This window comes from Paenibacillus hodogayensis (assembly GCF_039536325.1).
In the GTDB taxonomy this organism is placed as follows: Bacteria; Bacillota; Bacilli; order Paenibacillales; family NBRC-103111; genus Paenibacillus_AB; species Paenibacillus_AB hodogayensis.
Genome location: NZ_BAAAYO010000002.1, coordinates 87549 through 114432 on the forward strand (window position 1 = coordinate 87549; position 26884 = coordinate 114432).

The window sequence follows — 26884 nt, forward strand, 5'->3', positions numbered from 1 at the left end:
AAAAGCTCCCACAGCATGGCCGAGTGCCTACAGTGATAAAGGTACAGTAGACATTACCTTACGTCCCGTTCTCTTATCACGTTGATCGGACGCCCAAGCATAACCGGTAGTCAGACGCCCTTATCTTCATACAAACTCTTTTATTGTGCGTAAAGGGAATCTTTCGTTTTTTTTCGTTTATTGTTCAGAACAACTCCTAGAATGCGTGCCTTGACGTATTCCAGACTGCTTATCGTTTTTTTGACATGATCGCGTTTGACTTTGCCGCTTTTGACGACAAGCAATACACCGTCGCACTGTGCAGCCAGCAGTTGCGTGTCCGTTACTTGGAGCGCTGGCGGAGAATCGAACAATATGACATCGTATATTCCGCGAAGTTCTTTTATTAATGTTTGCATCCGTATTGAAGCAAGCAGTTCCGAAGGGTTGGGTGGAATCGGCCCCGATGTCATAATCGACAAATTGCTTATATGTGTATCATTGACTGCTTCCTGGATCGCAATCTGATTCGCAAGCAAATTGCTCAAACCTTGTATATTCGGCCGTACGAAAATTTGATGTAGCGTAGGCTTTCGCATATCCGCGTCGATCAACAGTACCTTCTTATTCTCTTGCGCATATACGATCGCCAAGTTAGTAACAGTGGTCGTTTTCCCCTCCGATGACTGCGCAGATGTGACCAGAATGGTTTGGATCGGCCTATTGACAGACGAAAATTGAATATTCGTCCTCAATGCACGGTACGATTCAGCTACGTATGATATCTGTTTAATCTGAGTAACGAATGCAGTTTTATTGGTTAATACCGACATAATTCGCTTCACCAACCTTTCTGGACTTAGAAGATGAAGAAGCAGGATATCGCTCCAAATCCTTCTTGGTGATCCGGTTAACGGATGCAAGTACTGGCAATCCAAGATGTTGCCGTATATCCTTCTCGTTTTTGAGCGAATCGTCCAACATCTCCAGCAAATACACAAGGCCTAAAGATACCAGACACGAGGCTACAAAGGCCATCATGAGAATCAAGATAAGGTTCTGTCGGACCGGTTCCGGATTATCGGAATGTTTCGCCGGATTGACAATCGTAATGTTGTCTGCTTTCATGATTTTCGATATTTCCGTCTTTGCCAATTCCGCTACCGAGTTGACAATCGTAACGGCATTCTCGTGTTTGGAATTGAGCACGCTTATGGTAAGCACCTGAGAATCTTCAACAGTGCTGACCTTGACTCTTTCGGACAGTTGAACAGACGAAAGCCCTAGCTCCGGGTGCTGCTCCGCCACTCGATCCATAATGGCCGCAGTCGTAATAAGTTCCTTGTATGTATTTACTAGTTTGATTTGCGCGGTTAATGTAGTGAGATCAAGCGAGACGATACCAGTCGCATACTGATTCGTATTGGTTACGACTAACTTTGTGCTAGCCGAGTAAACTGGTTTAACCACATACAAGCTTACTGCTGCAGTTGCCAAGCATACGGTCAGGACAATAAGAGCGATTATCCAAAAGCGCTTGCGAATCATGGCCAAAAATTCCTTCAATTCCAAGTCCATAAAGGTCCCTCCAAAAATTCAGATGAAATCGTACGCACATAACGTCCGTATGCGCGGATGGCCGTACGAATAGTGAACGGTCTCGTATATGCCATTCGGATTAGTTGTCCCGTCAAAGCTTCCTTTCTTCGCTCCCCGATCAAGAACCGGATCCCATACTCCCATACGCCTGCTTCGTTCCTGCTCCAAACCATAACTCCCCAAAAGGACATCGAGGTCGTATCCCACAGGGCGGGAATCTTGATGATACAACCTTTCTCGACCGGAAAACATAATTGGCTCGAAATGCGCATACCGCCAGGGCCTATATCGTGTATATTCATTGGGAATCGACCGTTGGCTGCGATCACATTTCCGATGCATAGCAGCGTAGCGACCGTCCGAATAGGCGTGGATAGATAGATACGGAAATATGCTCTTCTTTTCAATGTGTCCCCCCCAAAAATGATACATTATGTATCATTAACATAACACCTACTTTATGATACGTTTCGTATCTTGTCAAGCGATAAAAAAAGCCCTGCTCAACGATCTGTCATTTTCTTCGACCTTGTGCGTGACTTCCCCAAACTAACCCTTTCGCGGGATTGTACTCCTCCGGTTGTTGATTCGTCTTCCGTATACTGAAGACGCGATAAAAACTGGTATGCTTTCTTAGGATCAATTTCTAGATATTTCATCACTTCGAAAATATCGATGTTCACTTTTTGTTTCATAGCGCCCCCGTTCTGAAACGTCTCAGCCGCTTGGAATAACGAATCTTCCACATATTTTCCTTCGTCAACCATGATACCTTTCCGTGGGTTGTGATCCGTTCCCCCCATAAGTCACGTGCAAAAGACGAATGTATATTGTACAATAGAATCCGACAATGTGTTAAATTCGACATTTTTCATTCTATTTAGCCCTTACCTGTCAAAGTTCATTCCCTGTAGTTTTCTTTCACCTTTTTTATTTTAGATACAGTTCGTATCAGAGTCAAGTTATTATTTTTTTATGTTTTTTTTAGCTTGCCTCGTATATAACTTCTTGTTTCAACAGGGTATTAGTGGATATACTTATGCTGTGTTGATAATTGAGCAAACTGGGAGGACTTAATAATGGCTAGATGCGGAGACAGAATAGCGTACTTGCGAGAGAAGCGTGGCCTCACTCAAGAAGAGCTTTCCGTCAAACTAGGAATATCACGCGCCGCCCTATCCCATTACGAAACGAACCGAAGAGAGCCGGATTACGATACGTTAAAAAATATTGCCAACTTCTTTGACATCTCATTGGATTACTTACTGGGACGTACCAATGATCCGCAATCGGTATTAGATCAAGAAGTTCGGGATTTCGTCGACAGCTTGGAATTGTCCGATGATAGCATTTTGGATAAATTCGCTCTTACCGTCGACGGGCGTAAACTAACGGTTGAGGAGGCAAAACGGTTCATAGCTTTCGTTCGGGCAGAACGCTCCTTGAAGTAGATCCTTTCGAAGAAGTTAGGCATATCCTCAAACTTAAAAGTTTGGATATGCCTACTTGATTCACCTCATTAAGTTACCTCTCTTCATAAAAACCTTCGAAAAGTCCTTCAGGATTTGCCACTCACATCCAGCGACATAGGTAGATGTAGTTAAATCGTTTGCATGAACTCTGCTTGCACAGGATTGAGATTCAATCGTCCAACTAGATTTTATCTCGAAAACAAAGTATATCCTGAGGCCAGTTTGACGTTGCTAATCCCATGTACTATTGAATGGGATTCTTTGGGCTGTCACGTTAACTAAGCGCTTTTTCTCAATTGGCATTAATCCCTGTGGAATGTACGGTGTTTAAGCTAGCATCCGGCGCAGCACGGGAGACTCCACTTTTTCGTTTTTCATTTTGTTACAATAAAACACCATAAGACCTATTGAAGGCGCTAATACCACCAGGCCGCAACAAGTCAGACGACAAAACAACGGAGACTCTGCCTGTAAACAGGAAAGCTCCGTCTCAACTGCTCAACGGCCGGTCGCTCGGTCGCCCCTTGCCAAAACGGTATCTTCATCTAGTTAAACGGTATCCATTGTACGGACCGATCCCTTACAGCGCAAAGGATGGGAGCTTTGCTGAATAAACATTATTAGCTCTGACTTTGTACTGGCTCGTGCAATCCTTTGGACCATAGAAAGGTTCATTTTGGTTTAGAGCGGTCCTCCAGATGTCCAGTAAGCAAGAAGGCAACAACAGTTTCCCGATGAAACCAAGACCACAACAATTCTTTAAAATAACTCCCCAAAACAAACAACCTCCCACAAAAATGTGGGAGGGAGAGAGCAGGCTGGTGAGAACGATTGTATGTTACACGCGCTTACCCTCGTTTGATGATGACGACAACGGGTTGTGCTTAGGCCAGCCGTACAAGGACGGGCAGGTCGCCTTTAGATTCAGCCACAGCGTTTATTGTTGAACCAGCCTGACGATCGCCTCCTTGATCGCCTGCTCGATCGACAGGTCGTAAGGCGAAGGTCTTCCGCTCGCATAAAAAACGTCATGCGCTTCGAATCCGCCTTCCTTCAATTGGGCCGCCGTCGGGATATAGGTCGTGTGCCCGTTGCTATAGCCCATCGGCAGCACCTTGCCGCCGAAGACGCGCTTCGTATAGAGCCCATACTCCACCACAACCTCCCCGTTCATCGCCAAAAACGCCAGTCCGTCCGCCAATCGGATATACCCGATCCACAACAGCTCGTACGGGACATTGCGATCGGGATGGTCCAGCAGCATGCGGCTCCACGTACCCAAGCCGTCCGACTTGTCCCTGTGCTTTTCGAGCTCATCGGCGGAAGGTTGCGACAGGAAGGGGAGCCGCACCTGTGCGCTGCGGCACTCGAACGGGACGAAGCGAAGCGGCTCCATTCGGGAGACGAGCACCCCCAATACGGTTGCCGCCAGCTCGCAGCCATAGCGGGACACTTCCAGATTGGAGCCGGCATAATACCGGCCGTCACGGACGACGGCAGGCCTGATGTCTCCGCAGCACCCTTGCAAATAGAACACGGTCGCATCATGCCCGAGCGCCGCTTCCACCTGCTCCACCGCCACGCCCGGAAATTCCGACGAGAAGGCGTTGTCATACGTCGTCGTCGGATGGCAAGCATAGTGGATGAACACGCATTTCTCACGCCCGTCACGCTTCCGGAACCGGATCACCGTCACCTCCGGATCGGTCGGCCCCTCGTCGCATGGCGCCATGACGATCTTGCCGTCTTCCCGTTTCCGCCGGTTTGTGGCGAAACCGCAGCTGCCGCTGCCCCGCTCGGCGGCAACCGGCTCCAGATTGGCGATCGCCCGCTCCACCCCTTGCACGATCGACGTTTCGAGCAGCTCAATGAACGTGCGGTACGGACCATCGAACGCTTCTCCGAATCGGCTTCCGGGGCACGGGGCTGAATGGGTATGCGTGCCTTGAAAAACAATCGCTTCACCCGGTATGCCCCATTGCTCAAGTAGTTGCTTTCGCAACGAGTCGATTCTTTGATCGACGAAATAAATGATATCCGCGGAAACGACAACGGCATATTGGGGTCGACTCCGTTTGCTTGTGTATTGAAATACCGCCACTCGTGCATAGAGCCTGCGTACCGACTCCGACGCTGCATCTTGACGCAGCGGATGGGCAGGCTGCAATTCGGCCGGGAAAGTCGGAGTAATATCCATTTTTGCCGTTCCCAGCAACACGTTCGTATCCATCCTATCTTCTCCAGTCGTTATGATAAGCCCTCGCCGCATTCATAAACCATTTACCCGATATATTCGATCAAACAGAGCGCAAGCGGATTGAAATTGGATACATCGGCGCCCGCTACCAATTGCAGCTTCCGTTTCTTATCGGAATCGCAGACAAACATAACCTCCTCGCTAACCTGAAAGCCGTCGCGGTGTGCTGCCGGCGCCGCTTGCGCGAGAACGGTAGGGACCGTCTCCGTCGTTTGCACCGTGAAGGTCGCGCTATCCGATTCGGTTACCGCGCCGGTCGGAGCGTACAAGGTGACTTTGGTAACAATCGCATGGAGCGGGAGCTCTATGTCGACAAACCCGGAATTAGCGGGGAACTTGCCGTCCGGGCCTTTTATCGATACGATGTGCCTGCCTAATACCGCCGTACTAGCCTTGTTGTATCCATACACCATATTCCAGATTACAGCCCTGGTATCTCCGTTTCCCCGGCAATGATGGAAAGTGATTGGCGGTTGTCCCCCCGTGTTGCTCGTACCTGTAGGGGTATATAGGATGAAGTCGGAAGGGGATGCTTTTTTGGCGAACTGACAATTCGTATAAGAAACATTATGCGGAAACTTAAACGAGTTTCCGGTGTATGCATACTCGTGAATACCCATCAGATTACATTTATCGAATGAAATCACCGGCATTTTTTCGTTCGTAGACGTGAACTTGGCTACCATCCAGCTCTCCGCCCCGCTCTGGAAAGCCTGCGCATCGGCATCGCAGCTTATGAAGGAAACGTTTCCGTCATTCCATTTGCAATCGATTAACTTTCCGGCTCCGTATTTGGTCTCGAATCTGGCCCCGATGCACAGAAATCTCTGAACGCCATAGGAGTGAGCGCCTCCATACAACTTGAAGAAAGTTCCTCCGGCTGCACTCGTATGGATGTAGCTGCCGCCCCATATATTGATGTTGCCGCCCTTCTCGAAATGAAGAAAATCGCCTCTCGTCACTTCGAATTGACAAGCAAAAAAGTTGTAGTTCAGAAACTGATCGCTAGCATTGGAGGCTTCCGCAAACACGACTTTGTTCCAAGATCCGTAGAAACCGCAATGATAGAACGAATATTCGCTATTTGTATTATTGCCCTGCAATTTCCAACCGTAGTTAAAATCAATAAAGTCGCACATGCTGAACGTGTAGTTTTGCGCGCCTCCCGTGGAAAACGAGAACATAAAGTTTGTGTTTTTCGTAAAATCGCCGATAAACGTAATCCCCTCCATATGAATATGGAGCCATTTATCGTTGTTGTAAAACAAGTAGCCGTCATTATTCGCCGGCTTGAACAGCACCTTCGTAACGCCGCGGCCCGCACCTTTAATAACCAACCCCCTTGTCCGGATAGCCGTAGCGGAGAAAAGCCGCGGATCGTCCGCATTCAGAACAAACGTTCCCGGAGGCAGCTCGATGACAGCGTTTCCTTCATTGTTCACGCCAAATATATCCGGTCTGCTCGTCGTCTTCGACAACAGTTCAGTGACAGCGCTCTCAAAAGCAGCCGTTGCGTCCGCCCCTCCGGTAGGGTCGGCCCCTTTGGACAACACGTTGATATGGTGTCTGAACCGAATGGCAAGCTGCTCTTCATGCGCGCTCAAGCTGACGGTCCGGTACATTCCTCCGCTAAATTGGACGTTGTCTCCGACAAACACGACAGAAGTGGAGTTGCTAAGCGCCGCATCGAGCTTGTACGTTCCGGGCGGAAACCATACCTCCTTCTTGCCGGCGAAGATGGCGGTATCGATCGCACTTTGAATCGATGGCGCATCGTTTGCCAAGCCGTCACCCACCGCTCCGAAGTCGCGCACACTGATCCGTTCGCGCAGCTTGTCGGCAACCGTCCGCTCCGGAAGCGTGCTTGCATATCGGAACATGATCTGATCAGCATCGGAAGCTTCCGGTCCTCCGTATACCGAATTTGTGACAGAAGCTTCCCCGTTCATGGCGTTCAACAATACGCCGGAAGCTACGGCAGCGCTCGTGACGCCAAGGGTCGTAAGCAGTTTGCGCCGGCTCATCCGCTCCCCGCTTTCGGGCCTCTCCAAATCGTGAAGTCCTCCATCTTTTCCGGCGAGAGGCGGCTTCTCGGTTTCTCTACTGCTGGATGGTTTGTTAACGCCCATGTACATTCCTCCACATACAAATTGCAATCAAGCTTGCTTCTTCATTGTATAGAACAAAGATATCGGAACCTAGAGCATTCGATTGCAGGAAAATGGTATGCAGATGACGTCTTCGGGGGGTGCATGGTAAAATGAATGCATTTTGCAAGTTTGCTTGAAATAAAACGAGAACGGCTGCCCCGTTGATAGATCTTTGACATAGATCCAATCCAAGGAGCGCCGTTCTTTATAAACAATGAGTTCTATCGTTAATTCGTTTCGTACCAGGTTCCCAAAATATTTTTAAAACGATACAGGGTAAACGCGACCAGCACCTTGGTCGCAAGCGTGTTCGTTTTAATCGCAGCGTTATGTTCGATACTCGTATTCGCATTGATCGACAGTACATCCAGCGTCTGTCCGTTTACTCCGTTCGCAAAGCCCGTAACGGTCGTCGGGGCGGCGTTGTTAAAGCGGATAATGGCCCGGGCCGTCACATCCGGGTCGGTCGTTCCGCTAGCCGGGACGAATACCTGCTGGTTGAAGCTGCATTGCGGACCCGCGTAGCCGCTTATGCCATCAAACCATTTGGTCATCGCTTCATCATCCCTGTAGCCGATAACAAGCGTGTCTCCCGCTCCGTCGTACAAGCCGTACCGATGCGCCCACTTATCGTTGCTCGCATTGGCAGACGACTTGCAGTTCGTCATCTGGATGCCTGTAATACTTTGTCCGGGCTCGATTCTGAAATTGTCGAAGGTGTTGCTTTCATACCGGCTGTTACGGTGACCCCAACAGTTGGACAAGCGGTTTCTCCTTGGCGGAACATGGCTGGGAAGCTCCCGGCTGAACCACCAGCCGTGTCCGTAGTTGATATCCGCCCGGCAATTGACGAAGTTGTTGTCCGGACCGGCTACGTAGATCCCAATGTCCGCCCCCTCGAATACGCAATTGACAAACATGTTCGCGGACGCTTTCTCCAGCTTTACCGCACAATTCCACAAGTTCGTCGAATCGCCCGAATAATCCGCGCCGATCTCCGTATTGGCGATCATATTATCGTGACCGCTCAGGCGAACCGCCCCCGTCCGTTCCGCAAAGGACGTTCCTCTTCGGCTGCCGCCGAATATTTTGCAATTGTTCATTCGCAGCGTGCCGCCGGCCTTTTGCCAAACTGCCTCATTTTTGAACAGAAAAAAGTCGCAGCCGTTGATGATTACGCCTATGGAATTGTGCAAGACGATGCCCTGCGTATTTTTCGTACCGGTGGGTTGCAAGCCGACCAATGTAACGCCCTCGAATGTAACGTTTTCTATCGTATCCCCGGTCGAGTAGAAGATGTCTCCCTCGTCCCACGACTTAATGACTGCGCTCTTCCCTCTGGTTGAAAATCCCCACATGTTGTGACCCGGCCCGCGCAGCGTTATAAAGGAATAGAGCCGGACTCCGGTCGCTCTATAAACGCCTACAGGGAAGTAGATGCTCCCCCCGCCGACGCTGCGCATGTAGTCCACGGCGGCTTGCAGGGCGGCCGTGTCGTTGACAATGCCATCGCCGACCGCGCCGAAGTCTTTGACGCTGACCGATTCGCGCAATTTGTCGCCTACGGATCTTTCCGTCAGACTGGCATTCAGCCGGTAATAGATGTCATCGGCGCTGGAGGCTTCGTCGTATACAGCTCCTGTAACCGTTTGCTGGCCGAACGTGTTCGTCACCATCCCTCCGGACATGAAGGCCACCCCCGATACGCCAAGAGAAGCCAGGAGCTTCCGGCGGCTGATCGGCTTTGCACCGATCGCTTCCTTGCGCATTTGCCCGGATTGCCCGCCTGTTGCCGAATCCGCCGATTGTCCTGGCTCGACCTGCTGCCCCTTTTCGTGATCCATTTGATCCATCCTCCCGATTATTGAGTATTGTCATGCCCACATCATTCCACAGCTTTGCCCGCCTTGTAATCCAACCATCTGGAAGCGGAGCTGGCCCCGTCATTGACAAATATTCCGGCACTGTTAACCGTGTTGAATTTGCTGCTTTCGGCAGCGGTCAACGTATAGCTTAAAAGTGCAACGTCATCGAATTTGACCGTAATCACACCGTCGTATTTAATGACCTCCACTTTGACGGGAACACCGGCTACAATGGGTACATTGGCGGAAGTGACCGTCACATAGCCTCCCGAGTTGATGGCAAATAGCTTAACGCCGCCCCCGCCTCCCTTGTCGCCCCTAAGCATGAAGAAATCGCTTCTGCTGATGACGTTCCAGGCGAGCCCGGATTGGTAATTGGAGCGGAATTCGATATTCGCGGTCAAATGAAAATTGTTGCCGTCGGCAATGCGTCGTATGGCCATGCCCTGATATTTGGAGTTATACGCTTTGTTGGATTCGATCCCGAAGACCGGGAACTGCTCGAAGCCGTTCTCCATCTCCAACCAGCCGTCTCCCAAAGTCGTCGCGTTCGCGCGGTCGAACGAATCATAATCGCTTGCTGGCATAGGCGCATCCGTACCGCTTACGGTTATCGGTATAAAGGGTATGCTACCGGTATTGCCCAGTGCCTTGATAACATCCGTATAAATAGCGGATGAAACGGTGTCGTACGCCAGCGGACCTTTCAGATGCGACCCGTCTTTCGTAAGCAAGGGCTTCCATTTGCCCGTTCGTTGTCCGTCCGGCAGCCTGTACTCCACAGGAGATAGCGTATCGAATACACCGGATACGGGGGATGGAGCGGAGCTTAGCCATTCCACGACTTTTTCCCAGTTCCCCCCAGGTCCGTAGACCGCATTCAGCGTTTGACCGTTCAAATCGACCCAACTGTTCGAACTCGTCGTACGGGGCATCGGGAGACAAACGTATATTTTGATGCCTTGAACATGCATTTGGTTAAACAACTGCATCAGATTACTTTTTATCGTTTCAAACGAATGGCCGGAATTGAGGTCGTTGGAGGTAACGTACAATAAAACGGCGTCAGCGTACTTTAACAGGGACAGACGGGGGAAGGTAATATGCTGCAGTATTTCTCCGCCCTTGGCCACTTTAAAATAAGGAAGCTTTCCTTCGAGTGCGGCCGCGCCGAGACCTCTCCAGTTATCGTTGGTTCCCGCAAATGTGGAGCTGCCGTAAATCCCTACGGTTGGAAGCCAGCTATCCTTGCTGACCGTGCCCAGAACACCGACAGGGCTGTAGCCCGCTATGGCAGCCGAGCCGGGAGGAAACGTCCGGGACGTGTAATCCAGACTGCCCGATGCGGAGCCGGCCACGTACTCGAGCGCCTGATTGCCTACAGGCCATTCTCCGCCTGGCGGCACCTCCACTCTCGTTTGAACGACGATTTTGTCGCCCGCCTTGACATATACCCCGATCGGATCGGTTAATACATCCGCGCCCGGGTCCACTACGACTTGCCGGCTTCCCTGGAAATGCACCGGATAAAACGTCGCCGAACCGATAATCTGGAAGCCGATCTTCAGCGTCAAACTGTTTTTGCCGATTTTATCTCCGTAATAGTTGGTCAGGATGAATTGCAAATTGGTTGCATCTTGCAAGACGGTATAGGTATCCTTGAAGTAAGCGAACGTTTCCCCGCTTACAACGCCGGAGTTTATGCCGCCGTTATTGCTTGGGGAGGTGGCCACAATCGATCGTTTCGCAGAGCCATAATCTTGTTGGGCTGCTATCTCATTCGGGAATAAGTAACTTTTTGCTCCCAGAACAAGTACGCTAAACAGCGCGAATAAGCCAAGCATTCCAGCCCATCTTTTCAACATCTCTACCTCCCTGTAAAATGAATAGTTTCCGAATTCATAGTGCCATCGTTATTCGAAACGACTGAAATTCCCCCCTTTATCCGGTATGGTTTAATTGTATAAGGCATAATCCTTGTATTCTAGGTTCATCGATTGCATGTTACGGTACGTGGATGACTGTTGTTGATCCGCTATGGTATGATAATTGCACCCATACATGACAGCGTTTTCATTACATCGCAAACAAGCAGCAGCTGAGGAGGGATTGATTGTCTACCGTACCCGCCCCTATTCAATTCCGCGCTTTGAACGGCAACTACGTTCGCATTCAGCCTGCGGCCGCGCATACGTTTCGCATCAGGACGAGCGTTCGGGACGAATTCCCGGAGCCTCCGCTGAACCGATACGGGATTTTGCGCTGCTCCGCGTATCCGGCCGACTATACCCTGAACGAAGATGGATCCGCCCTGTTCATAAAAACATCCGAAGCGACGCTCCAGGCAGACAAACGGGACGGAACCATCCGGCTTATGCGTTCGGATGGACGGATGCTGCTCCAAGGCGCCGTTAGCTTGCAAAGTTCCGCCCAAGGATTCACGGCACAGTTTGGCTTGACCGAGGGGGAGAAACTATACGGGCTCGGGGACGAATCCCGATCCTGCATCCAGCACAGAGGCCGTCTCGCCGACATGCGGGTGTCCCCGCATCAATCGCGCGTACCGATTCCATTTTTAATGAGCAGTAGAGGTTGGGGCATGCTGGTCAATTCGGTTTGGCGGCAAACCATCGATATCGGCTATTCGATTCCGGATCAATTGCGCATCGAATGCGAGGGCGGCGAGCCCGATTATTACCTGTTCGCCGGGGAGCGCTACGAACACATTCTCGACCGGTATACCGACATTGCCGGCAAGCCGGTATTACTGCCGAAATGGGCTTACGGGCTGACCTTCACCTGCAACCAGCAGGCCAACGCTCGGGAAGTCGTGGAGGATGCGCTGAACTTCCGCAGGGAAGAAATCCCCTGCGATATGATCGGTCTGGAGCCCGGCTGGATGGAGAAACATTACGATCACTCCACGGACAAAAACTGGCATCCCGAACGATTTTCTATCCCGCCATGGGCATCGAGAAGCCCGCGGACGTTTCTGGGCGCGCTGGACCGGCTTAACTTCAAGCTAAGTTTATGGCTTTGCTGCAATTACGATCTGAGCCTTCACGAGGAGCGTCTCCTATCCGGCGATGTCCAATCCGGCGACGGAGAGGAGGAAATATGGTACGATCATTTGCGCAAATTTGTTGACCAAGGAGTTTCGGCGTTCAAGCTGGACGGAAGCCATATGCCGATTGCCCGTCCCAACCGAAAATGGGGGAACGGGATGAGCCCCGAGGAAATTCATAACCTTTACCCGCTTCTGCTCTTCAAACAGATGCAGGAAGGGTACCGGGAGCAGACCGGCCGCCGGGCAATGATGTACGCCATGACCGGTTATACGGGCTTGCAGCAATATGCCGCGACGTGGGCGGGGTCCTCGAACAAGGGCGCCAAATCGCTCGTGTCCTTGCTAAATCACAGCTTGTCCGGGCATGTCCACACGACCAGCGACATGGAGCCCCATTCCCCGGCGGGCATTCATTTCGGTTTTTTACAGCCTTGGTCCCACCTGAACAATTTCGCTTACTGGCAGCATCCGTGCATGCTGGATCCGGCATTGCTGCGTCTGTTCCGGGCATACGCCAAGCTCCGCTACAGCCTGATCCCGTACATCTATTCCGCAGCTCACGTTGCCGCGGAAACGGGAATGCCCATCCTTCGAGCGATGCCTCTTTGCTTTCCGGATGACGCAAGGTCGGACGAATTGCTGAACCACTATATGCTTGGCGGATCCTTTCTGGTAGCGGCCTTCACGAATAAAGTCTATTTGCCGGAGGGAACGTGGATCGATTACTGGACGAACGAACGACACACCGGTCCCAAGGAGCTTCTCTATACAGCGCCCGACCATGCGGGAGGTCCACTATTCGCGAGAGCGGGTTCCATCATTCCCGTCTGGCCCGAAATGAATTCCATCGAAGAAGGGGTTCCGGAACGGATCGGTCTGCACGTTTACCCGCATGGATGGAGCGAATATACCCTTTATGAAGATGATGGAGTCACTTACGGCTACTTAAACCGGGAATTGTCGAAAACGAACATTTGCGTCAGGGCGGAGAACGGGAATGTCGCGATTCGTATCGAGCCGAGAGAAGGCCATTTTCAAGGCATGCCCCGAATACGCAGCTACGCTGTGTATATCCACTTGGAAGCGAAGCCGATTCGGGTATTCGTCAATAGTCAATCGTTGCCGGAACGGATCGCTACGCCGGGAAATGAAGGGGAGGATACAACCTGGCATTTTGATCGGGATTCGTGGCAGGTTCATCTATTCGTGGCGGAGGCCCCGGAAGGTCGAGATGAACTTCGGATCGAGCTGATAACCGACGCGGCCGCAACCCGAGCAAACGCCAGGACATCCGGTCTGGAGCAAGCGCAGCGGAAACCATTCGTGTCCGAAGACCGCACGATCGGAAGAAGTGTCGGAGCATGGGAGAACCAGCTGGAAATCAGCCTTCTGGCGGGAAACTTGCACAAAGCTCAAGAGACGCTGCAATTGATATGGAACAGCCGTCCGGACGTTGCCGGCAGCGACAACCGGACACGCGAATATTTGTTGAACATGGGCGGGGTGTTCTTGCACATAGCCGAAAGGAGAGGATGGAAGCTTGAGGAAGTTGCCCGAGACGATTATATGGATCTGTTGAATTTGCCGGGCATGACTTTAAGCGACGGCACTTACTCCCTTCTGCGGCGTGTTTTACAGAGATTCGTCGATTACTCCGGCACGGCGCATATTGCATCTGCCCCTATTCTGATCAAGCAAGTCATTGCCCTTGTCGAGCAGGAGCCGGATCGGGAGCTTACCCTTCAATACGTCGCGGCACGACTGCACGTGAACTCGTCCCACCTGAGCCGCTTGTTCAAAAGAGAGCTGGGCAAGCCCTTCTCTGCCTATATGTCGGAGAAAAAGATGCTGTTGGCCAAACAAATGCTGCTCGCCGGCAACCGGATAGTCGATGTCACCGTTGCGCTTGGCTATAAAGATTACAGTCATTTTATTCGCGTCTTTCGCAAATATTGGGGGATCACTCCGGGGGAATTGATTGCTCCGATCAAAAAAAGCAAACGATTCGATATATAGCGTCGAGCCTAACTAGGAGACCAGAACGCTTCCTTGCGAATGGGCCGGTCAGCCAGCCCCCCTTCGGCAAATGACAAGATTAAAAAAGAGCGGGCCTTATGGCCCCCTCTCCAGCCTTCCGCGGTTCAAGCCTACATCAGCATCAACGCATCCCGCCCCTTCATTCCCGGATGAATGCCTAGAGCGACCGCCTCGTGCGTAACCGATTCGAGTGGGGCTTCGAGCAGCTGCTCCAGCGTACGCACGCCTACGGCGCGTCCGGCGACGATACCGCGGTCCTTTAGCCGTTCGTTCAGCAGCCCTACGTCCAATGCCCCGCACATAATGTAGCCTTTGTCGGTCGATACGGCGATGAGCGTCGTTTTCGGCAGCTCTACGGTGACGCCGATAACCGTTCGGCCTTCGATCACTATCGGTTTTACCTCCATCATGGTCGGACGTTCTCCCTTCGCTTCGTAGTCAATACCACTATATGCATGCCCAGCCGGGGAAGTCCGGTCGTTTGCCCAAGCTGCGCGGGGATGTTTACGCCATGCTCTTCTCGCGGGATCAAAAAGGTCGGGCTCTACTTTTCCGTTTCGTTTTGTTATAATAAGACGACCGAAGACCTATTGAAAACTCAGGAAGTGAGCTCATGGAACCACGTAAACCGGCATTTGAAAGGAAGAAGCATCTGTTTCGCTTAGAGATTATGATCGAAGAATCGACCCACACGCTGGCATTGGCTTCGTTGCTGCAAGCATTGAATCATCCGAAGGTCGACGATTTCCGCATATTGGACGGTATGCAATTCGGGAAAGCGATCGAACAGATCGTACAGACTTCCAAGCCGCAGCCGTTCGCTATTCCACAAAATCAGACCGTTCCGGCAAAAAACGGCTTAGATACGCGTCAGCAGCAGCCAAGCCGCAAAGAAAACGGGGATTCTTCCCGGAAGCAGGGAAGCTTCGTCTCTCCGGATCAGCGGCAGAGCCCTCCTCCGTCGCCCGTCAATGCCGAAGGCGGAACGCTCAATCTGCAAAATTTGCTCCATTTGCAAGAAAGCGGGACGCTCGTACGGATTACGGCGGTCAAAGAAAAAGGAGTAAAGCTGAGCATCCCTTGCCGCATTCTCAATTTTGACAGCTCTGCCCAGCAGTTGACGATTTACCACGTCGACGAGAAAAAAGTGTACTCGTTCAATCTAAACGAAATCGAAGATATTGTCTTGTAGCGCAAACAGGGACCGCCCCGCGAAGTTCGCCGACTTCTGCGGGACCGTCCCTGTTTTGTTGGCTGTTAGCCGAATGTTAGTTGTACTGCGGGTGACCCGCTGTCGAAAATCCCTGATTGAAGGACATCGCCGCGAACGGAACGCCCGGTTGAGCCTGCTTTCCGGCAGCCGACAGCTTTTGCTGAACGAATTGGGATGTTTTCTGCCCGGACTGGGTATACTGCTTGGACTGCTTGTCAACTTCCTGGCGCAACGCCGGGGAAGACGTATTGTACATGTTCAACTGGCTCATCAACTGATACAGCTGCCCTTGCGAGTTGAGCGTTTCGTTCAGCAGTTGGGTAAACATTTGCCGGACCGCCGGGCAGTTCGATTCGGTGGCGGCCGTCGTATATTCGCGGCAAGTCCGTTTCAGATCGCACAGGATCGTATACAGCAAATCCTGGTCCTCCATGAACGTAGCATTTTGCTGTTGCTGTTGAGATTGCTGGTTGGATTGCTGCTGCCATTGCTGCTGGAGCTGGGGAGCGGCATGCTGCTGCTGATAGTTGGGCTGGTGCTGGGAAGCCTGCTGCCATTGCGCGCTGGCCTGTTGCTGTTGCTGCTGCCATGTCTGGGGCGTCATTTGCCGGGATTGCTGCCCGGGTTGTCTTGTTTGCTGTTGCGTTCCCGTATACATCGTTTGGACCTCCTCCTTCTTCTTAGTTCGCCGCCGGTTGCTGGGGCGCCAGATTCATATGCTGCTGCAGGCTGCCGAGCAGCGTCTGGTAATGTTTCTCTTGCGTATGAAGAATGTTCAGACAGCTATCTTTGATCACCTGATTTTTGGTCTCGGAAGCTGTAGCGGCCAGCTGCTTGATCAGCAAATCTTCGTTGGACATCGAATCCGCCACATATTCCAACTCCTTGGCGGTTAACGGCTTCATTCCTTGATTCATTTGCATGTATCCTCCCTTCTCATTCCTGCTAAGAGCTTAGCTCTCTCGACGATTACATTTCCCCAACGCCTTCCCTCTTATGTATGAATGGCCTGACACTTGGCGCACATACTATGTACACATTCCACGGGCCAACCGTTTATTTGCGCCTGTTATTGATTCGCGTACATAGGGTAAATACATTCTAAAACGAGGTTGAAACGTTATGGATCTGCATTCAGGAAAAAGCTATTGGCTGGACCGACTTCCGCCTCTTCCTTCCTATCCCGCTCTAGATAAGGACATTACTTGCGACGTGCTGGTGATCGGCACGGGCAGCGGAGGGGCCGTGTGCGCCTTCGAGCTTGTACGTCGCGGCCTGGACGTCGTCGTCGTGGACAAGCGAGAGGTCGGATCGGGCAGCTCCAGCGCCAATACCGGGCTGCTGCAAACATCCAACGATAAGCCGCTCTTTGCCTGCATCAACTCGCTCGGGACGGAGAAGGGCGTGCGGTTTTACCGGCTTTGCCGGGAGGCGCTGACCCGCATCGAGGTCATAAGCAAGATGCTGGACGTCGATCCTGAGTTCAAACGCCGGGACAGCTTGTACTATGCGAGCAGCGAGGCGGACGTGGCCGATTTGCGCAAAGAATACGAGGCATTGTCCGCCCATGGCTTCGATGTCGAGTATTGGGAAGAGCGCGTCATAGGCGAACGATTCTCCTTCCGTAAGCCAGCAGCCATCTATACGCGAAACGATGCCGAAATCAATCCGTACCGGTATGTAAACGCTTTGCTGCTCTATGCTTCCCGGCACGGCGCGCGCATCTACGAGCATACGGAAATCAAGCGCCACACCGAAACCGCCGACGGAATCGAATTCTATACGCCGGCAAATCGCATCCGGGCGCGGTACGCCATTGTCGCCGCAGGCTATGAGGCTCAGGAGTGGAGGCGGAATCCGAATGCAGCGATCGCCAGCACGTTTGCGGTCGCAACGCAGCGGCTAGACGGTTTCCCCGGCTGGCACGAGCGCAGCCTGATATGGGAAACGGCCCGTCCTTACCTGTATATGCGAACGACGGCGGATAACCGCATCATCGTCGGCGGCTTGGACGAACCGATGAACGATGCCGAAGAACGGGAGCGGATGCTGCCGCATAAAGCCGAGCTATTGATTGAGCAGTTACAAAGTCTGTTCCCGCAAATTCCCGGCTTGCGGGCCGAGTACCACTGGACCGCAGCCTTCGGCGACACCCACGACGGGCTGCCGCTGATCGGAACGCAGGAGTCGTTTCCACGGTGTTTCTTTACACTCGGCTACGGAGGCAACGGCACCGCCTACTGCACCTTTGCCTCGCAGATCATCGCCGGACTCATTACGGACGGGTATCATCCGGATGCCGATCTGTTCCGGTTCAATCGTCCCAAGTGGCCAACGGCCACTCCCGTCTGAGCAGACAAGCCGGATTTTGGGACAGAGCGGGTTGTTGTCCAAGCAGCAAGCATTCGCCTGCATACTATACGGTAGATTGGAGATTAAGGAGGTTCTTCCGATGCAATCTAACGTGAAAAGGCAGGACGTGAAAAAGCTGATAGGGAAAAGAATCTACGCGGTGCGAAAAAACGGCGCCGTCGTAACCGGTCTCCTGCGGGGCATGAAGGGTAATGAACTAATTGTGGAGCAAAGCAAAGGGAAGACGGTCAAAACAAAAGCGTTTGTACCGCTGGTTTTGTTCGATCTGCTCGCTATCGGCTCCTATGGCGGTTATGGCGGATACGGTGGGTATGGTGGGTATGGTGGGTATGGCGGATACGGTGGATATGGCGGGTACGGTGGGTATGGCGGATATCCGGGTTTTTTTTAGTGACAGGCTTTTGATCAGGCAATAACAGAAGAAGCCGGCCCCTATCGGGGGACCGGCTTCTTTCCTGTTCCGTTGCCGATTCAGCCGCGCTTGCGGACGGCTATTGCGACCATTGCCCAGCCGACCAGAAACGATACCCCGCCAAACGGCGTAATGATGCCCAGCTTGCCGATGCCGGTGACCGCCATTACATACAAGCTTCCCGAAAACAGTATGATCCCGGCAACGATAAATCCCGCAGCGCGGGAAATCGTCCGGGACTCGCCGAGCTTATCGGCGATCAGACCGATCGCGATCAGGCCGAGTGCGTGGGCGATATGGTACTGCACCCCGGTTTCGTAGGCGGCCAGCATATTGGCCTCGATTTTATCCTTCAAGCCGTGAGCGCCGAATGCGCCCAAGGCAACCGCCAGCAGCATCGCGATGGCACCCCAGCTTGCATATTTGCGAAACATGGCAGACAATCTCCCTTCTGTTGCTAGTTCTACCAACAAGAATACCGAAACGGAGCCAGGAACGCCAGCGAACATTCGGTGAACCGCGGGGTTGGTTTAAAAGATACAAATTGTCACAATTCACTTGGCATAAACGATGGTTTTTGATACAATTAGTATCACAAAACAGTCGGTTCTCCGAACCGCTTACCTTAGGAGGATGATGATGATATGCCGAGAAAACGCATTTACACCGACGAGGAGCGACTGGAGCGGCACCGCGAAGCAAGCCGGAGATACCGGGAGGCGAACCTGGAGAAGGTAACCGCTTACAATAAAAAATGGAAAAGCGAAAATTGGGAATATTACAGCGAATACAACCGCGAATATTTGCGGCGCTGGCGGCAAAATAAAAAAGCCGGTCGTGTGACCAGCTGAAAGGATAGTCCGGACAAGCCATAGAACAAAGTCAGACCTTTTACGAATACATAGGTTCGTTCAGACCATGCAACGCAAGAAAGAGCAGGATTGGCGCCTGCTCTTTTTCATTATTTCATCCAGCCGCTCGTGCGGAGCTCGCTGACGGAAGCTTTCACGCAGTTCTCCCCGTCTTCCCCGAAATATTCGAACGAAATAAATCCGGCGTAGCCATGCCTCTGAAGCGCTCGGCAGATGCGGGCGTTGTCCACGTCCCCGTCGAATACCGACGTCGGCCTCCGCGTCTCGGGCTCATCCAGATTCCAGAAATAGCTTTTCATATGCACATGATCCGTATAAGCGATCAGAGCCTCCAGCGCCTCCGCCTGATCGACCCGTTCCAGATACAGATTGAATCCGTCGAAGATCAGGCGCAGCCGGGGATGGTTCGCTTCCCGGACAATCCGCTCGATCGAGCCGATCGTATCGGCAAACGTATTGTTATGCAGCTCCAGGCCGAGATTCACCCCGTAGCGGTCGGCAATGGCAAGCGCCTTCCGCAGAGCCTCCATCGACTGCTCCCACAGTTCGACCGGCGTCTCCGCCGAAGGCAGATGGCCGAGAAAGATCCGTACGATGGGACTATTGAAGCGAACGGCGTATTGTGCCGCCTGCTCGACGATAGCCAGGCTTCGCTCCCGCTCCTCGTCGCTTTTGGAGAACGCTACGTACGGGCTGACGGCCGGCACCTTGACGCCCTTCCGGCCCAACTCTTCGATCAAGCCGTCAATCGAGCCGTGACGCTCGGCGTAATCGTCGATATGGCCGATCCACAGCTCAATGCCCTCCAAGCCAAGTTCCCTTACCCGATTCAACACATATTCGACCGGCTTGTCCTGGTTGCCGGTCGAGCAGAGACTCCACTTCATCGCTCCACCCTCCTTTTCCGTCCAAAACCTTTCGCCGTCACAGTCTTTGTTCCGCACCCGTCTCGCTGGACCGGTACATCGCCTCAACCGCGGCGACGACGCTGCGGGAATAAGTCATCGACGAGCTGGGCTCGACGCCTTCCTCGATATAGCGGAGCAGATCGCGGAATTGCAACACGAATGACGGCTCCTCGCTCTTTACCGGCACTTCGACGTACTGCCCGTCTTCGCTAATCCAGAGGCTTTGCCCGGTCAGCAGCTTCAGCATGCCCCCGGTGAAAATAAGCTCCGTCTCGTTGCGCGGCACGACCGTATACCCGGATTGGGAAATTGTCGCCGTAATGCCGCTTTCGGTTCGCAGCCAGGCGATGCCGCTGCCCTCGATGTCGCCCTTCGTCCCGTAATGGCTGACCTCCGCCTTCACCTGGGCGACGCGACTGCCGGTCAGCCACTGGATTTTGTCGATGGAGTGGGAGCCGAGGTTCATAAATATGCCGCCCCCGGCTTTGGCCTTCTCGAAAAACCAGGCCGGACGCGTATCGCGGTAATACGGCACATGCCGCACGTCGTTTATCATGACAAGCCGGCCCAGCCGGCCCTCCTCGATAATCGCCTTGGCTGTGCGGTTTTGCTCGATATAATGCTGCGTATGGCCGACCATCAGACGCACTCCCGCCCGGCCGACCGCTTCGATGATCTCGTCGCATTCGGCGGCGTTCAGCGCCATCGGCTTCTCCAGCATGACGTGGCAGCCCCGCTCGGCTGCGAACAGGGTCGCTTCCTTATGCAGAAAATGCGGCAGCGTGACGACGGCGATATCCGGTTTCTCCCGCTCGATCATCAGCCGGTAGTCGGTGTAAGCGGTTAGTCCGTACTGCGCGCCGGCCGCCTCCGCCCGTTCCTGCGAAATATCCGCAATCGCCACACCCTGCAATTCGTCCATTAGGCTAAGCGCTTCCAAATGCGATACGGTAATGCCGCCCGCTCCGATTAAAGCTACTTTGTAACTCATATGGCTTTCCTCCGCTTCCGTAGTGTAGCTGCTCGCAAGCCGCAAAAAGGTCTCCCGACGAATACGCTGGGAGACCGTATGAGCGTTGTATGCCATTATTATAAAACAGCCGCTTTCCTTGCGGCAATAAACGAAGCTGTCTTTAACTCGTCCATATCATCCTGGCTCGGTCAAGCTCTCGTACACTCGCCGGACGCTGGCCAGCGTCGGAGGTCCCGCCACAAGGGTTTGCCGGATGGCCGCAGTGCGCCGGTCGCCCGGCTCCAGATCTCCGCCGAACAAGGTGAAATACAGCGCGTTATGCTGCCGGATGATATCGCTCTCGTCCGGACTCGAGTACGTAATGCCGATCGCCCGGCACTCGTCCGGCCGCGCGGCCTGAACGATGTGCAGCGATTCCGTTCCCATGACGGCCGCCGGTACCCCGTAGCACGGGCCCGTGACGAAATGGGCGATCGGCCTGCCGGATTTTTCGTCCAGCCATCGTCCGTCCAGCAGCGTGTGCGCCGCCGAGTTATCCCGCGGCAAATAGACGTAATGGCCTTTTATGTAAGGATGGTCCTCCAGCTTGAGCAGCAGCAGATCGTCTTCTGCCGTTTTCCCCGGCCAGCTCGGAACGACCGAATAGGGTTCCAGGGCAAAATCGAAATAGGAGGATACCGTAAGCTCGTAATTCGACAGCGGCTGCTGCGCCTCCAGGAAAAGCTTGAGATCGACGGTCGCTTCGTCGACAATCGTATATTCGGCTTCCAACCGGCACGGGTTGGCTTCCGTCGGCTGCCATGCCAGCTTCAGCCCGCTCTCCGTCGCATATACAAGCTCGAACGGCTCATATCGGGCAATCGCGGCAAGTCGACCGCCATGCATAATCCGGTACAAATTCAGCGCAAAATACGGCTCCCGTACGACATTTCTCTCCAAACCCGGGGCCGTCAAGGACACCAGGCCGTGCCTTTGTCTGTCCGCTCCGAGAACGACGGCCGTATCTCTGGCCCGAAGCGTGTAACGTTGTTCCCCAGCTTGCTGCGTATCCGTCATTTCAAGCTCCACCTTTGCCATGCTCCATAATGGTCTTTTACCGGGCAAGCCGTTCAAAAGTCTCCCGAACATGGAAAGAAGACCAGACAAGCCCTTCATTCCCATCATAATGCAGCCTTATGAAAGCGGCAACAGAAATCTCATCCGAAACGCCGGAAAGCCGCGAAGCGTCAGTACACGTGCTCCCGCGACCATTCCCCCGGCAATGGAGCGTCCGGTAAAAGCGGCAGTCTGAGCGCCTCTACGGCCTCCTGCAAATACCGCTTCTGAAAAACCGGCGCTCCGCCTGCTCCCCCGTCTCCATTCGGTTCTCCGTATTGCCCTCCGCCGACGCGGCTCAGTGTCTGCAGATCGCGGCCGTATATGGAAGCGTCCCACCGAATTTGCGGCAGCACGCGGCTGACGACAGATACGGGAAAGCCGCTCGCCTGGTGAATAAGAACAGCGGCTTGTTCCGGCTGGCGGCGGATAAAGGCGTGCGCCCGCAAATGTGCCTTCAAGTAGGCAATCACCGTATCTTCGTTCCCGTCCGCCCAGTTGCCGTCCGTCATCAATCCGGTCAAATAGTCCCCGCCTACCCCTTCAGATCCGATCGGCGATCCGGCTCCGAGCAGCTGCGCCCAGCTCAGATAAGGCTCCCACAGCACAGCCGCTCCCGCGCTGCCCTCCATGAGCCCGCTCAGGCAGTCGCCCATCCTGCGATGGACGACCGGCGCGGAATCGAAGCCGAAGGCGCCCATATATTGGCCGAGCCGGTACGAGGCGCTGGAATGGCCGACCGTGGAGATCGCTACCTCGGCCAGCTCCTCCGGCTTACGGACGCGGCCGCCGGCAGGAACGACGAGCGAGATGCCGCCTCCGCCGCTCGTTTTGCCGTCGAAGGCGAGCACGAGCGGCCGGAAGCGCGGAAGCAGCTGTCCGAGTCCGCGACCGGCAACGATCGGATAATCTCCGACGGACACGATCTGCACGCGACCGGCGATCAGTTCCTCGACCAGCTCCATCCCGTTGGACGCGTTCGTCCAACGCACCTCGTAGTCCGCGGACGGGCTCGTTTTTTCCAGTTCCTGCTCGAACAGCCCGAGCTGCTTAATAATGAGCGTGCTCCATAGCAAAGCCGCGCCGCTCTGATAGCCGACCGTAACCGTCTTGCGGGCAGCCTTCCGCACGCTCCGCCGTTCCGCTCCGTTCCCGAGAGCGTGCAGGTGCACCCAGGCGTGCAGCTGCTCCGGGTCGACCCATATTTCTTTGCCGATCTTAATATAGGGAAGCTGCTTCTCCTTGCGCCAGCGGTCGATCGTGGCCCGGCTGACGCCGAGCAGATCGATCGCCTCCTGAAGAGTCAGCAAATTCAAGCGTTCTTTGGACATAAGCCGCACCCCGCTACTCCGAAACGATAATACCAATTAATACTATAGGTATTATAAGATATTTTATAACGATTATCTATAGGTATCGATACTTTCGCTGATCCGTTCGCCATTGCGAATTTGTTCCTCATTCCTCCTCATTGCTCCTCATGTGCGCTCCTTGTATTGACACCCCTTCCCGAGGATGGTAATTTCGGTGTAATAAAACTTAGTAATTCAATTGGAATTATAAGTTTTTAAAATGAATTTTTGATTAGAGAGGCAGTGAAGCGAGACGATGAAACTGCAAGCGGGGACATTCAAAACGGGTATGCGCGCGGCCGGGGCTATTTTATTATCGCTGACGTTATGGCTGTTGGCGGCATGCGGGTCAAGCCCTACCTCCGATGCGCCGGCGAACGCAGGCACTCCGTCCGGCAGCGCCAAAACGGCGGATGCCAAAAAGTCGATCAAAATCGGCTACCAGAAATACGCTTCGATCAACATTTTGAAGGAAAAGGGCGGCTTGGAGGAAGAGCTGGCCAAAATCGGCTACACGGCGGAATGGATCCAGTTCCCGGGAGGGCCGCAACTGCTTGAAGCGATGAACGTCGGCAGCGTCGACTTCGGCAACGTCGGGGAAGCGCCTCCCATTTTCGCCCAAGCCGCAGGCACGCCTCTCGTCTACCTGGCCCGGTCGCCGGAAAGTCCGAAGGCGGAGAGCATTCTAGTTCCCAAAACCTCGCCGATTCAGACGGGAGCCGATCTGAAGGGCAAGAAGATCGCCCTGAACAAAGGCTCCAACGTGCACTACCTGCTCGTCAAATATTTGGAAAAGGTCGGGCTGAAGTACACCGATGTGGAAGTCGTATTCCTGCCCCCGGCCGACGCGCGGGCAGCTTTCGAGAAGGGAAGCGTCGACGCCTGGGTCATCTGGGAGCCGTTCTATTCGGCAGCGCAGCTGGCCACCGAAGCGCGGGTGCTCGCCGACGGGGAAGGTCTTGTAAGCAACTACGAATTTTATTTGGGCTCCCGCGGTTTTTCAGAGGCGAACCGCAATGTGATCGACATTCTGCTGAAGCAGTTGGAGCTGTCCGACCGGTGGGCCAAGGATAATCAGGAAGAGGTCGCCAAACTGCTGGCGCCAGGGCTCGGGCTGGACGTTCCGTCCTTGAAGCAGGCTTTGTCGCACCGCGGCTACGGGATTTTGCCAATCGACGACAGCATTATCGCCCAGCAGCAAAAGGTCGCCGACGCCTTCTTCGCGCTCAAGCTTATTCCGGACGCGATCAACGTCAGCAAGGCGGTATTGAAGTAACCCCTGCCCTACGAAGGGAGTGAGGAGACAAGCATGGAACTGTTCTGGTTTATTCCGCTGCACGGAGACGGCCGCTACTTGGGCACGGCGACCGGCGCGCGGGCGGTGGACTTCGATTATATGCGGCAAATCGCCCAAGCCGCCGACCGGCTCGGCTATCACGGCGTGCTGGTGCCGACGGGCAAGGCGTGCGAGGACGCGTGGGTAGCGGCGTCCTCGCTGTTCCCCTCGACGCGGCAGCTGAAATTTCTTGTCGCCGTAAGGCCCGGACTGATGTCCCCGTCGACCGCGGCACGAATGGCCGCTACGTTCGACAGACTGTCCGGAGGCCGGCTGCTCGTCAATATCGTTACCGGCGGGGACCCGCACGAGCTGGCCGGGGACGGCATCTTCCTGTCCCACCGGGAGCGGTACGAGCAAACCGACGAGTTTATGACCGTGTGGCGGCGGCTGATGCAGGGGGAGGTCGTCTCCTACGCGGGCAAATACGTGCGCGCCGAGAACGGCGAGCTGTTGTTCCCCGCTCTTCAGAAGCCTTACCCGCCGCTCTACTTCGGCGGCTCCTCGCCGGACGCGCAGCAGATTGCCGCCGATCACGTCGATTATTACTTGACCTGGGGCGAACCGCCGGAAGCGGTGGAGCAGAAGCTGGAGGAAGTCCGCAAGCTGGCCCGCGCCGCCGGAAGGAAGGTCCGTTTCGGCATCCGGCTGCATATCATCGTCCGCGAAACGGAGCAGGAGGCGTGGGAAGCGGCCGATCGGCTTATTCGCCACGTAGACGAAAAGACGATCGCCGAAGCCCAGCAAGTATTGGGTCGGTACGACTCGGTCGGGCAGCGGCGGATGGCCCAACTGCACAACGGCGACAAAGCGTCGCTGGTTATCGGACCCAACCTGTGGGCGGGCATCGGTCTGGTCCGCGGCGGCGCCGGAACGGCGCTGGTGGGCGATCCCGCCTCCGTGGCGAAAGCCATGAAGCGCTATGGAGAGCTGGGCATCGAAACGTTCATTTTATCCGGATATCCTCACCTGGAGGAAGCTTACCGGACGGCCGAGCTGTTGTTCCCCCTTCTGCCGCTGGCAGCGAGAGAGAACGCGGCGGCCCCGGCCATTCCCGCCTCCGGGGAATTGATCGCTTACAACAAACGCCCCGAACCGGGCGTCCCGGCCCCAACTGGAGGAGCTTCTCATGAATTGGTTCCGTAAACAGCTGTACCGCCCTTACGTTCCGGCTCTTGTGCCGATTTTGATCCTGGTCGCCTGGCAGTTGCTCGGCCAATTCGGCTGGATTTCCACCCGCACGCTGCCGACTCCGCTGAAAGTGGCGGAGGCCGGCCTGGCGCTCGTGCGCAGCGGAGATATTTTTCGCCATATCGGCATCAGCACGCAACGGGCCTTTATCGGACTCGGCATCGGCGGCGGCATCGGTTTCCTGCTGGGACTGCTGAACGGCGTGTTCGTGGTCGCCAACCGGCTGCTCGACAGCACGCTGCAAATGGTGCGCAACGTGCCTCATCTGGCGCTCATTCCGCTGGTCATTTTATGGTTCGGCATCGGCGAGTCGGCGAAAATTTTTCTGGTCGCCCTCGGGGTGTTTTTCCCCATTTATATGAATACGCTGCACGGCATTCGCTCCATCGATCCTGGACTGAACGAGATGGCCGACGTATACGGCCTGCGCGGGCTGGCGCTTTACCGGCACGTCATTATGCCGGGAGCGCTGTCGTCGATTCTGGTCGGGCTGCGCTACGCGCTCGGCTTCATGTGGCTGACGCTGATCGTCTCCGAGACCATATCCGCCAGCTCGGGCATCGGCTATATGGCGATGAACGCCCGGGAATTCATGCGGCTCGACATCGTCGTGCTGTCGATCCTGATCTACGCCTTGCTCGGGAAACTGTCGGACAGTATGGCCAAAGGGCTGGAGCGATGGCTGCTGCAATGGCATCCTAGTTATGCCAAACGCGAACGAAAGGGGTAAAAC

Annotated in this window: 25 protein-coding genes and 1 pseudogene; 9 read left to right on the plus strand and 17 right to left on the minus strand. The window is 54.1% G+C overall.

Translation table 11 applies throughout. The annotated features are described in order from the left end of the window. Positions 1 to 140: 140 nt before the first annotated feature. The 5 genes and pseudogenes from ABD796_RS06055 to ABD796_RS06070 all read right to left on the minus strand — a co-directional run bounded on the left by ABD796_RS06055 (position 141) and on the right by ABD796_RS06070 (position 2345). Entirely contained in the window at positions 141 to 812 is a 672-nt protein-coding gene (locus ABD796_RS06055) for a CpsD/CapB family tyrosine-protein kinase (RefSeq protein WP_344904499.1), read from the minus strand. Beyond that, positions 793 to 1557, minus strand: a complete 765-nt coding sequence (locus tag ABD796_RS06060) for a YveK family protein (protein WP_344904502.1) — start codon at positions 1555 to 1557, stop codon at positions 793 to 795. Before ABD796_RS06060 ends, ABD796_RS06055 begins: the two co-directional genes overlap by 20 nt. 18 nt (positions 1558 to 1575) lie before the next feature. Next, a complete protein-coding gene (locus ABD796_RS06065) occupies positions 1576 to 1722 on the minus strand; it encodes a hypothetical protein (protein ID WP_344904505.1) in 147 nt (48 codons plus the stop codon). 11 nt (positions 1723 to 1733) lie between these two features. Next, positions 1734 to 1985, minus strand: a pseudogene (locus ABD796_RS35605) (hypothetical protein); the annotation flags it as partial. Positions 1986 to 2081: 96 nt separating this feature from the next. After that, positions 2082 to 2345, minus strand: a complete 264-nt coding sequence (locus ABD796_RS06070) for a hypothetical protein (RefSeq protein WP_344904507.1) — start codon at positions 2343 to 2345, stop codon at positions 2082 to 2084. Positions 2346 to 2657: 312 nt separating this feature from the next. Here ABD796_RS06070 and ABD796_RS06075 point away from each other — a divergent pair, with 312 nt between their 5' ends. Then, on the plus strand, positions 2658 to 3029 hold the full coding sequence (locus ABD796_RS06075; protein ID WP_344904509.1) for a helix-turn-helix domain-containing protein: 372 nt from the start codon (positions 2658 to 2660) through the stop codon (positions 3027 to 3029). Between the two features lie 958 nt (positions 3030 to 3987). On the opposite strand, the gene ABD796_RS06080 is transcribed toward ABD796_RS06075, so the two are convergent. The 4 genes from ABD796_RS06080 to ABD796_RS06095 all read right to left on the minus strand — a co-directional run bounded on the left by ABD796_RS06080 (position 3988) and on the right by ABD796_RS06095 (position 11187). Further along, positions 3988 to 5280 (minus strand): hypothetical protein, encoded by a 1293-nt coding sequence (locus tag ABD796_RS06080; protein ID WP_344904511.1) that lies wholly within the window; start codon positions 5278 to 5280, stop codon positions 3988 to 3990. A 50-nt stretch (positions 5281 to 5330) separates the two neighbouring features. Beyond that, the gene (locus tag ABD796_RS06085; RefSeq protein WP_344904513.1) at positions 5331 to 7436 is read right to left on the minus strand and encodes a glycosyl hydrolase family 28-related protein; all 2106 of its coding nucleotides are present in this window, start codon (positions 7434 to 7436) and stop codon (positions 5331 to 5333) included. 248 nt (positions 7437 to 7684) lie between these two features. After that, entirely contained in the window at positions 7685 to 9301 is a 1617-nt protein-coding gene (locus ABD796_RS06090) for a glycosyl hydrolase family 28-related protein (RefSeq protein WP_344904515.1), read from the minus strand. Between the two features lie 41 nt (positions 9302 to 9342). Beyond that, the gene (locus tag ABD796_RS06095; RefSeq protein ID WP_344904518.1) at positions 9343 to 11187 is read right to left on the minus strand and encodes an SGNH/GDSL hydrolase family protein; all 1845 of its coding nucleotides are present in this window, start codon (positions 11185 to 11187) and stop codon (positions 9343 to 9345) included. Between the two features lie 248 nt (positions 11188 to 11435). On the opposite strand from ABD796_RS06095, the gene ABD796_RS06100 reads away from it, so the two are divergent. Then, positions 11436 to 14405 carry a TIM-barrel domain-containing protein gene (locus ABD796_RS06100; RefSeq protein WP_344904521.1) on the plus strand — a complete coding sequence of 990 codons (2970 nt, stop codon included), beginning with the start codon at positions 11436 to 11438 and terminating at the stop codon, positions 14403 to 14405. Positions 14406 to 14536: 131 nt separating this feature from the next. Here ABD796_RS06100 and ABD796_RS06105 read toward each other — a convergent pair whose 3' ends face one another. Then, positions 14537 to 14836 (minus strand): YunC family protein, encoded by a 300-nt coding sequence (locus ABD796_RS06105; RefSeq protein WP_344904524.1) that lies wholly within the window; start codon positions 14834 to 14836, stop codon positions 14537 to 14539. Between the two features lie 203 nt (positions 14837 to 15039). Between ABD796_RS06105 and ABD796_RS06110 the strand changes: the two genes are divergently transcribed. Beyond that, positions 15040 to 15618 carry a hypothetical protein gene (locus ABD796_RS06110; protein WP_344904526.1) on the plus strand — a complete coding sequence of 193 codons (579 nt, stop codon included), beginning with the start codon at positions 15040 to 15042 and terminating at the stop codon, positions 15616 to 15618. Positions 15619 to 15694: 76 nt separating this feature from the next. On the opposite strand, the gene ABD796_RS06115 is transcribed toward ABD796_RS06110, so the two are convergent. Both ABD796_RS06115 and ABD796_RS06120 read right to left on the minus strand, forming a co-directional pair. Beyond that, the gene (locus ABD796_RS06115) at positions 15695 to 16297 is read right to left on the minus strand and encodes a spore coat protein (RefSeq protein WP_344904529.1); all 603 of its coding nucleotides are present in this window, start codon (positions 16295 to 16297) and stop codon (positions 15695 to 15697) included. A gap of 22 nt (positions 16298 to 16319) precedes the next feature. Next, positions 16320 to 16562 carry a hypothetical protein gene (locus ABD796_RS06120; RefSeq protein ID WP_379121258.1) on the minus strand — a complete coding sequence of 81 codons (243 nt, stop codon included), beginning with the start codon at positions 16560 to 16562 and terminating at the stop codon, positions 16320 to 16322. A gap of 199 nt (positions 16563 to 16761) precedes the next feature. Here ABD796_RS06120 and ABD796_RS06125 point away from each other — a divergent pair, with 199 nt between their 5' ends. After that, positions 16762 to 17991 (plus strand): NAD(P)/FAD-dependent oxidoreductase, encoded by a 1230-nt coding sequence (locus tag ABD796_RS06125; RefSeq protein ID WP_344904534.1) that lies wholly within the window; start codon positions 16762 to 16764, stop codon positions 17989 to 17991. Positions 17992 to 18091: 100 nt separating this feature from the next. After that, the gene (locus ABD796_RS06130; RefSeq protein ID WP_344904537.1) at positions 18092 to 18403 is read left to right on the plus strand and encodes a hypothetical protein; all 312 of its coding nucleotides are present in this window, start codon (positions 18092 to 18094) and stop codon (positions 18401 to 18403) included. A gap of 80 nt (positions 18404 to 18483) precedes the next feature. Here ABD796_RS06130 and ABD796_RS06135 read toward each other — a convergent pair whose 3' ends face one another. Beyond that, positions 18484 to 18858, minus strand: a complete 375-nt coding sequence (locus tag ABD796_RS06135) for a DUF423 domain-containing protein (RefSeq protein ID WP_344904539.1) — start codon at positions 18856 to 18858, stop codon at positions 18484 to 18486. A gap of 210 nt (positions 18859 to 19068) precedes the next feature. On the opposite strand from ABD796_RS06135, the gene ABD796_RS06140 reads away from it, so the two are divergent. Continuing rightward, positions 19069 to 19275: a hypothetical protein gene (locus tag ABD796_RS06140; RefSeq protein WP_344904542.1), complete on the plus strand. Its 207-nt coding sequence runs from the start codon at positions 19069 to 19071 to the stop codon at positions 19273 to 19275. A gap of 110 nt (positions 19276 to 19385) precedes the next feature. On the opposite strand, the gene ABD796_RS06145 is transcribed toward ABD796_RS06140, so the two are convergent. From ABD796_RS06145 to ABD796_RS06160, 4 genes are all read right to left on the minus strand, one after another. Then, positions 19386 to 20183 (minus strand): sugar phosphate isomerase/epimerase family protein, encoded by a 798-nt coding sequence (locus ABD796_RS06145; protein WP_344904544.1) that lies wholly within the window; start codon positions 20181 to 20183, stop codon positions 19386 to 19388. Between the two features lie 37 nt (positions 20184 to 20220). Further along, positions 20221 to 21195 carry a Gfo/Idh/MocA family protein gene (locus tag ABD796_RS06150; RefSeq protein ID WP_344904547.1) on the minus strand — a complete coding sequence of 325 codons (975 nt, stop codon included), beginning with the start codon at positions 21193 to 21195 and terminating at the stop codon, positions 20221 to 20223. A gap of 156 nt (positions 21196 to 21351) precedes the next feature. Beyond that, positions 21352 to 22233, minus strand: coding sequence for a hypothetical protein (locus ABD796_RS06155; RefSeq protein WP_344904550.1), 882 nt, complete (start codon positions 22231 to 22233; stop codon positions 21352 to 21354). A gap of 170 nt (positions 22234 to 22403) precedes the next feature. Next, positions 22404 to 23603 (minus strand): helix-turn-helix domain-containing protein, encoded by a 1200-nt coding sequence (locus tag ABD796_RS06160; RefSeq protein ID WP_344904553.1) that lies wholly within the window; start codon positions 23601 to 23603, stop codon positions 22404 to 22406. Positions 23604 to 23880: 277 nt separating this feature from the next. Here ABD796_RS06160 and ABD796_RS06165 point away from each other — a divergent pair, with 277 nt between their 5' ends. Genes ABD796_RS06165 through ABD796_RS06175 form a run of 3 tightly spaced genes read left to right on the plus strand, consistent with a single transcriptional unit; the run spans position 23881 to position 26881 of the window. After that, the gene (locus ABD796_RS06165) at positions 23881 to 24900 is read left to right on the plus strand and encodes a sulfonate ABC transporter substrate-binding protein (protein ID WP_344904556.1); all 1020 of its coding nucleotides are present in this window, start codon (positions 23881 to 23883) and stop codon (positions 24898 to 24900) included. A gap of 33 nt (positions 24901 to 24933) precedes the next feature. Beyond that, positions 24934 to 26106 carry an FMNH2-dependent alkanesulfonate monooxygenase gene (ssuD, locus tag ABD796_RS06170; RefSeq protein ID WP_344904559.1) on the plus strand — a complete coding sequence of 391 codons (1173 nt, stop codon included), beginning with the start codon at positions 24934 to 24936 and terminating at the stop codon, positions 26104 to 26106. After that, positions 26090 to 26881, plus strand: a complete 792-nt coding sequence (locus ABD796_RS06175; RefSeq protein WP_344904562.1) for an ABC transporter permease subunit — start codon at positions 26090 to 26092, stop codon at positions 26879 to 26881. The genes ssuD and ABD796_RS06175 overlap by 17 nt, the downstream gene beginning before the upstream one ends. Positions 26882 to 26884 lie beyond the last annotated feature (3 nt).

Excerpts from the sequence above, each read along its gene's own strand:
- ABD796_RS06055 (WP_344904499.1), bottom strand. The coding sequence starts at position 812 with ATGTCGGTATTAACCAATAAAACTGCATTCGTTACTCAGATTAAACAG.
- ABD796_RS06060 (WP_344904502.1), bottom strand. The coding sequence starts at position 1,557 with ATGGACTTGGAATTGAAGGAATTTTTGGCCATGATTCGCAAGCGCTTT.
- ABD796_RS06065 (WP_344904505.1), bottom strand. The coding sequence starts at position 1,722 with ATGGGAGTATGGGATCCGGTTCTTGATCGGGGAGCGAAGAAAGGAAGC.
- ABD796_RS06070 (WP_344904507.1), bottom strand. The coding sequence starts at position 2,345 with ATGGTTGACGAAGGAAAATATGTGGAAGATTCGTTATTCCAAGCGGCT.
- ABD796_RS06075 (WP_344904509.1), top strand. The coding sequence starts at position 2,658 with ATGGCTAGATGCGGAGACAGAATAGCGTACTTGCGAGAGAAGCGTGGC.
- ABD796_RS06080 (WP_344904511.1), bottom strand. The coding sequence starts at position 5,280 with ATGGATACGAACGTGTTGCTGGGAACGGCAAAAATGGATATTACTCCG.
- ABD796_RS06085 (WP_344904513.1), bottom strand. The coding sequence starts at position 7,436 with ATGGGCGTTAACAAACCATCCAGCAGTAGAGAAACCGAGAAGCCGCCT.
- ABD796_RS06090 (WP_344904515.1), bottom strand. The coding sequence starts at position 9,301 with ATGGATCACGAAAAGGGGCAGCAGGTCGAGCCAGGACAATCGGCGGAT.
- ABD796_RS06095 (WP_344904518.1), bottom strand. The coding sequence starts at position 11,187 with ATGTTGAAAAGATGGGCTGGAATGCTTGGCTTATTCGCGCTGTTTAGC.
- ABD796_RS06105 (WP_344904524.1), bottom strand. The coding sequence starts at position 14,836 with ATGATGGAGGTAAAACCGATAGTGATCGAAGGCCGAACGGTTATCGGC.
- ABD796_RS06110 (WP_344904526.1), top strand. The coding sequence starts at position 15,040 with ATGGAACCACGTAAACCGGCATTTGAAAGGAAGAAGCATCTGTTTCGC.
- ABD796_RS06115 (WP_344904529.1), bottom strand. The coding sequence starts at position 16,297 with ATGTATACGGGAACGCAACAGCAAACAAGACAACCCGGGCAGCAATCC.
- ABD796_RS06120 (WP_379121258.1), bottom strand. The coding sequence starts at position 16,562 with ATGCAAATGAATCAAGGAATGAAGCCGTTAACCGCCAAGGAGTTGGAA.
- ABD796_RS06125 (WP_344904534.1), top strand. The coding sequence starts at position 16,762 with ATGGATCTGCATTCAGGAAAAAGCTATTGGCTGGACCGACTTCCGCCT.
- ABD796_RS06130 (WP_344904537.1), top strand. The coding sequence starts at position 18,092 with ATGCAATCTAACGTGAAAAGGCAGGACGTGAAAAAGCTGATAGGGAAA.
- ABD796_RS06135 (WP_344904539.1), bottom strand. The coding sequence starts at position 18,858 with ATGTTTCGCAAATATGCAAGCTGGGGTGCCATCGCGATGCTGCTGGCG.
- ABD796_RS06140 (WP_344904542.1), top strand. The coding sequence starts at position 19,069 with ATGCCGAGAAAACGCATTTACACCGACGAGGAGCGACTGGAGCGGCAC.
- ABD796_RS06145 (WP_344904544.1), bottom strand. The coding sequence starts at position 20,183 with ATGAAGTGGAGTCTCTGCTCGACCGGCAACCAGGACAAGCCGGTCGAA.
- ABD796_RS06150 (WP_344904547.1), bottom strand. The coding sequence starts at position 21,195 with ATGAGTTACAAAGTAGCTTTAATCGGAGCGGGCGGCATTACCGTATCG.
- ABD796_RS06155 (WP_344904550.1), bottom strand. The coding sequence starts at position 22,233 with ATGACGGATACGCAGCAAGCTGGGGAACAACGTTACACGCTTCGGGCC.
- ABD796_RS06160 (WP_344904553.1), bottom strand. The coding sequence starts at position 23,603 with ATGTCCAAAGAACGCTTGAATTTGCTGACTCTTCAGGAGGCGATCGAT.
- ABD796_RS06165 (WP_344904556.1), top strand. The coding sequence starts at position 23,881 with ATGAAACTGCAAGCGGGGACATTCAAAACGGGTATGCGCGCGGCCGGG.
- ssuD (WP_344904559.1), top strand. The coding sequence starts at position 24,934 with ATGGAACTGTTCTGGTTTATTCCGCTGCACGGAGACGGCCGCTACTTG.
- ABD796_RS06175 (WP_344904562.1), top strand. The coding sequence starts at position 26,090 with ATGAATTGGTTCCGTAAACAGCTGTACCGCCCTTACGTTCCGGCTCTT.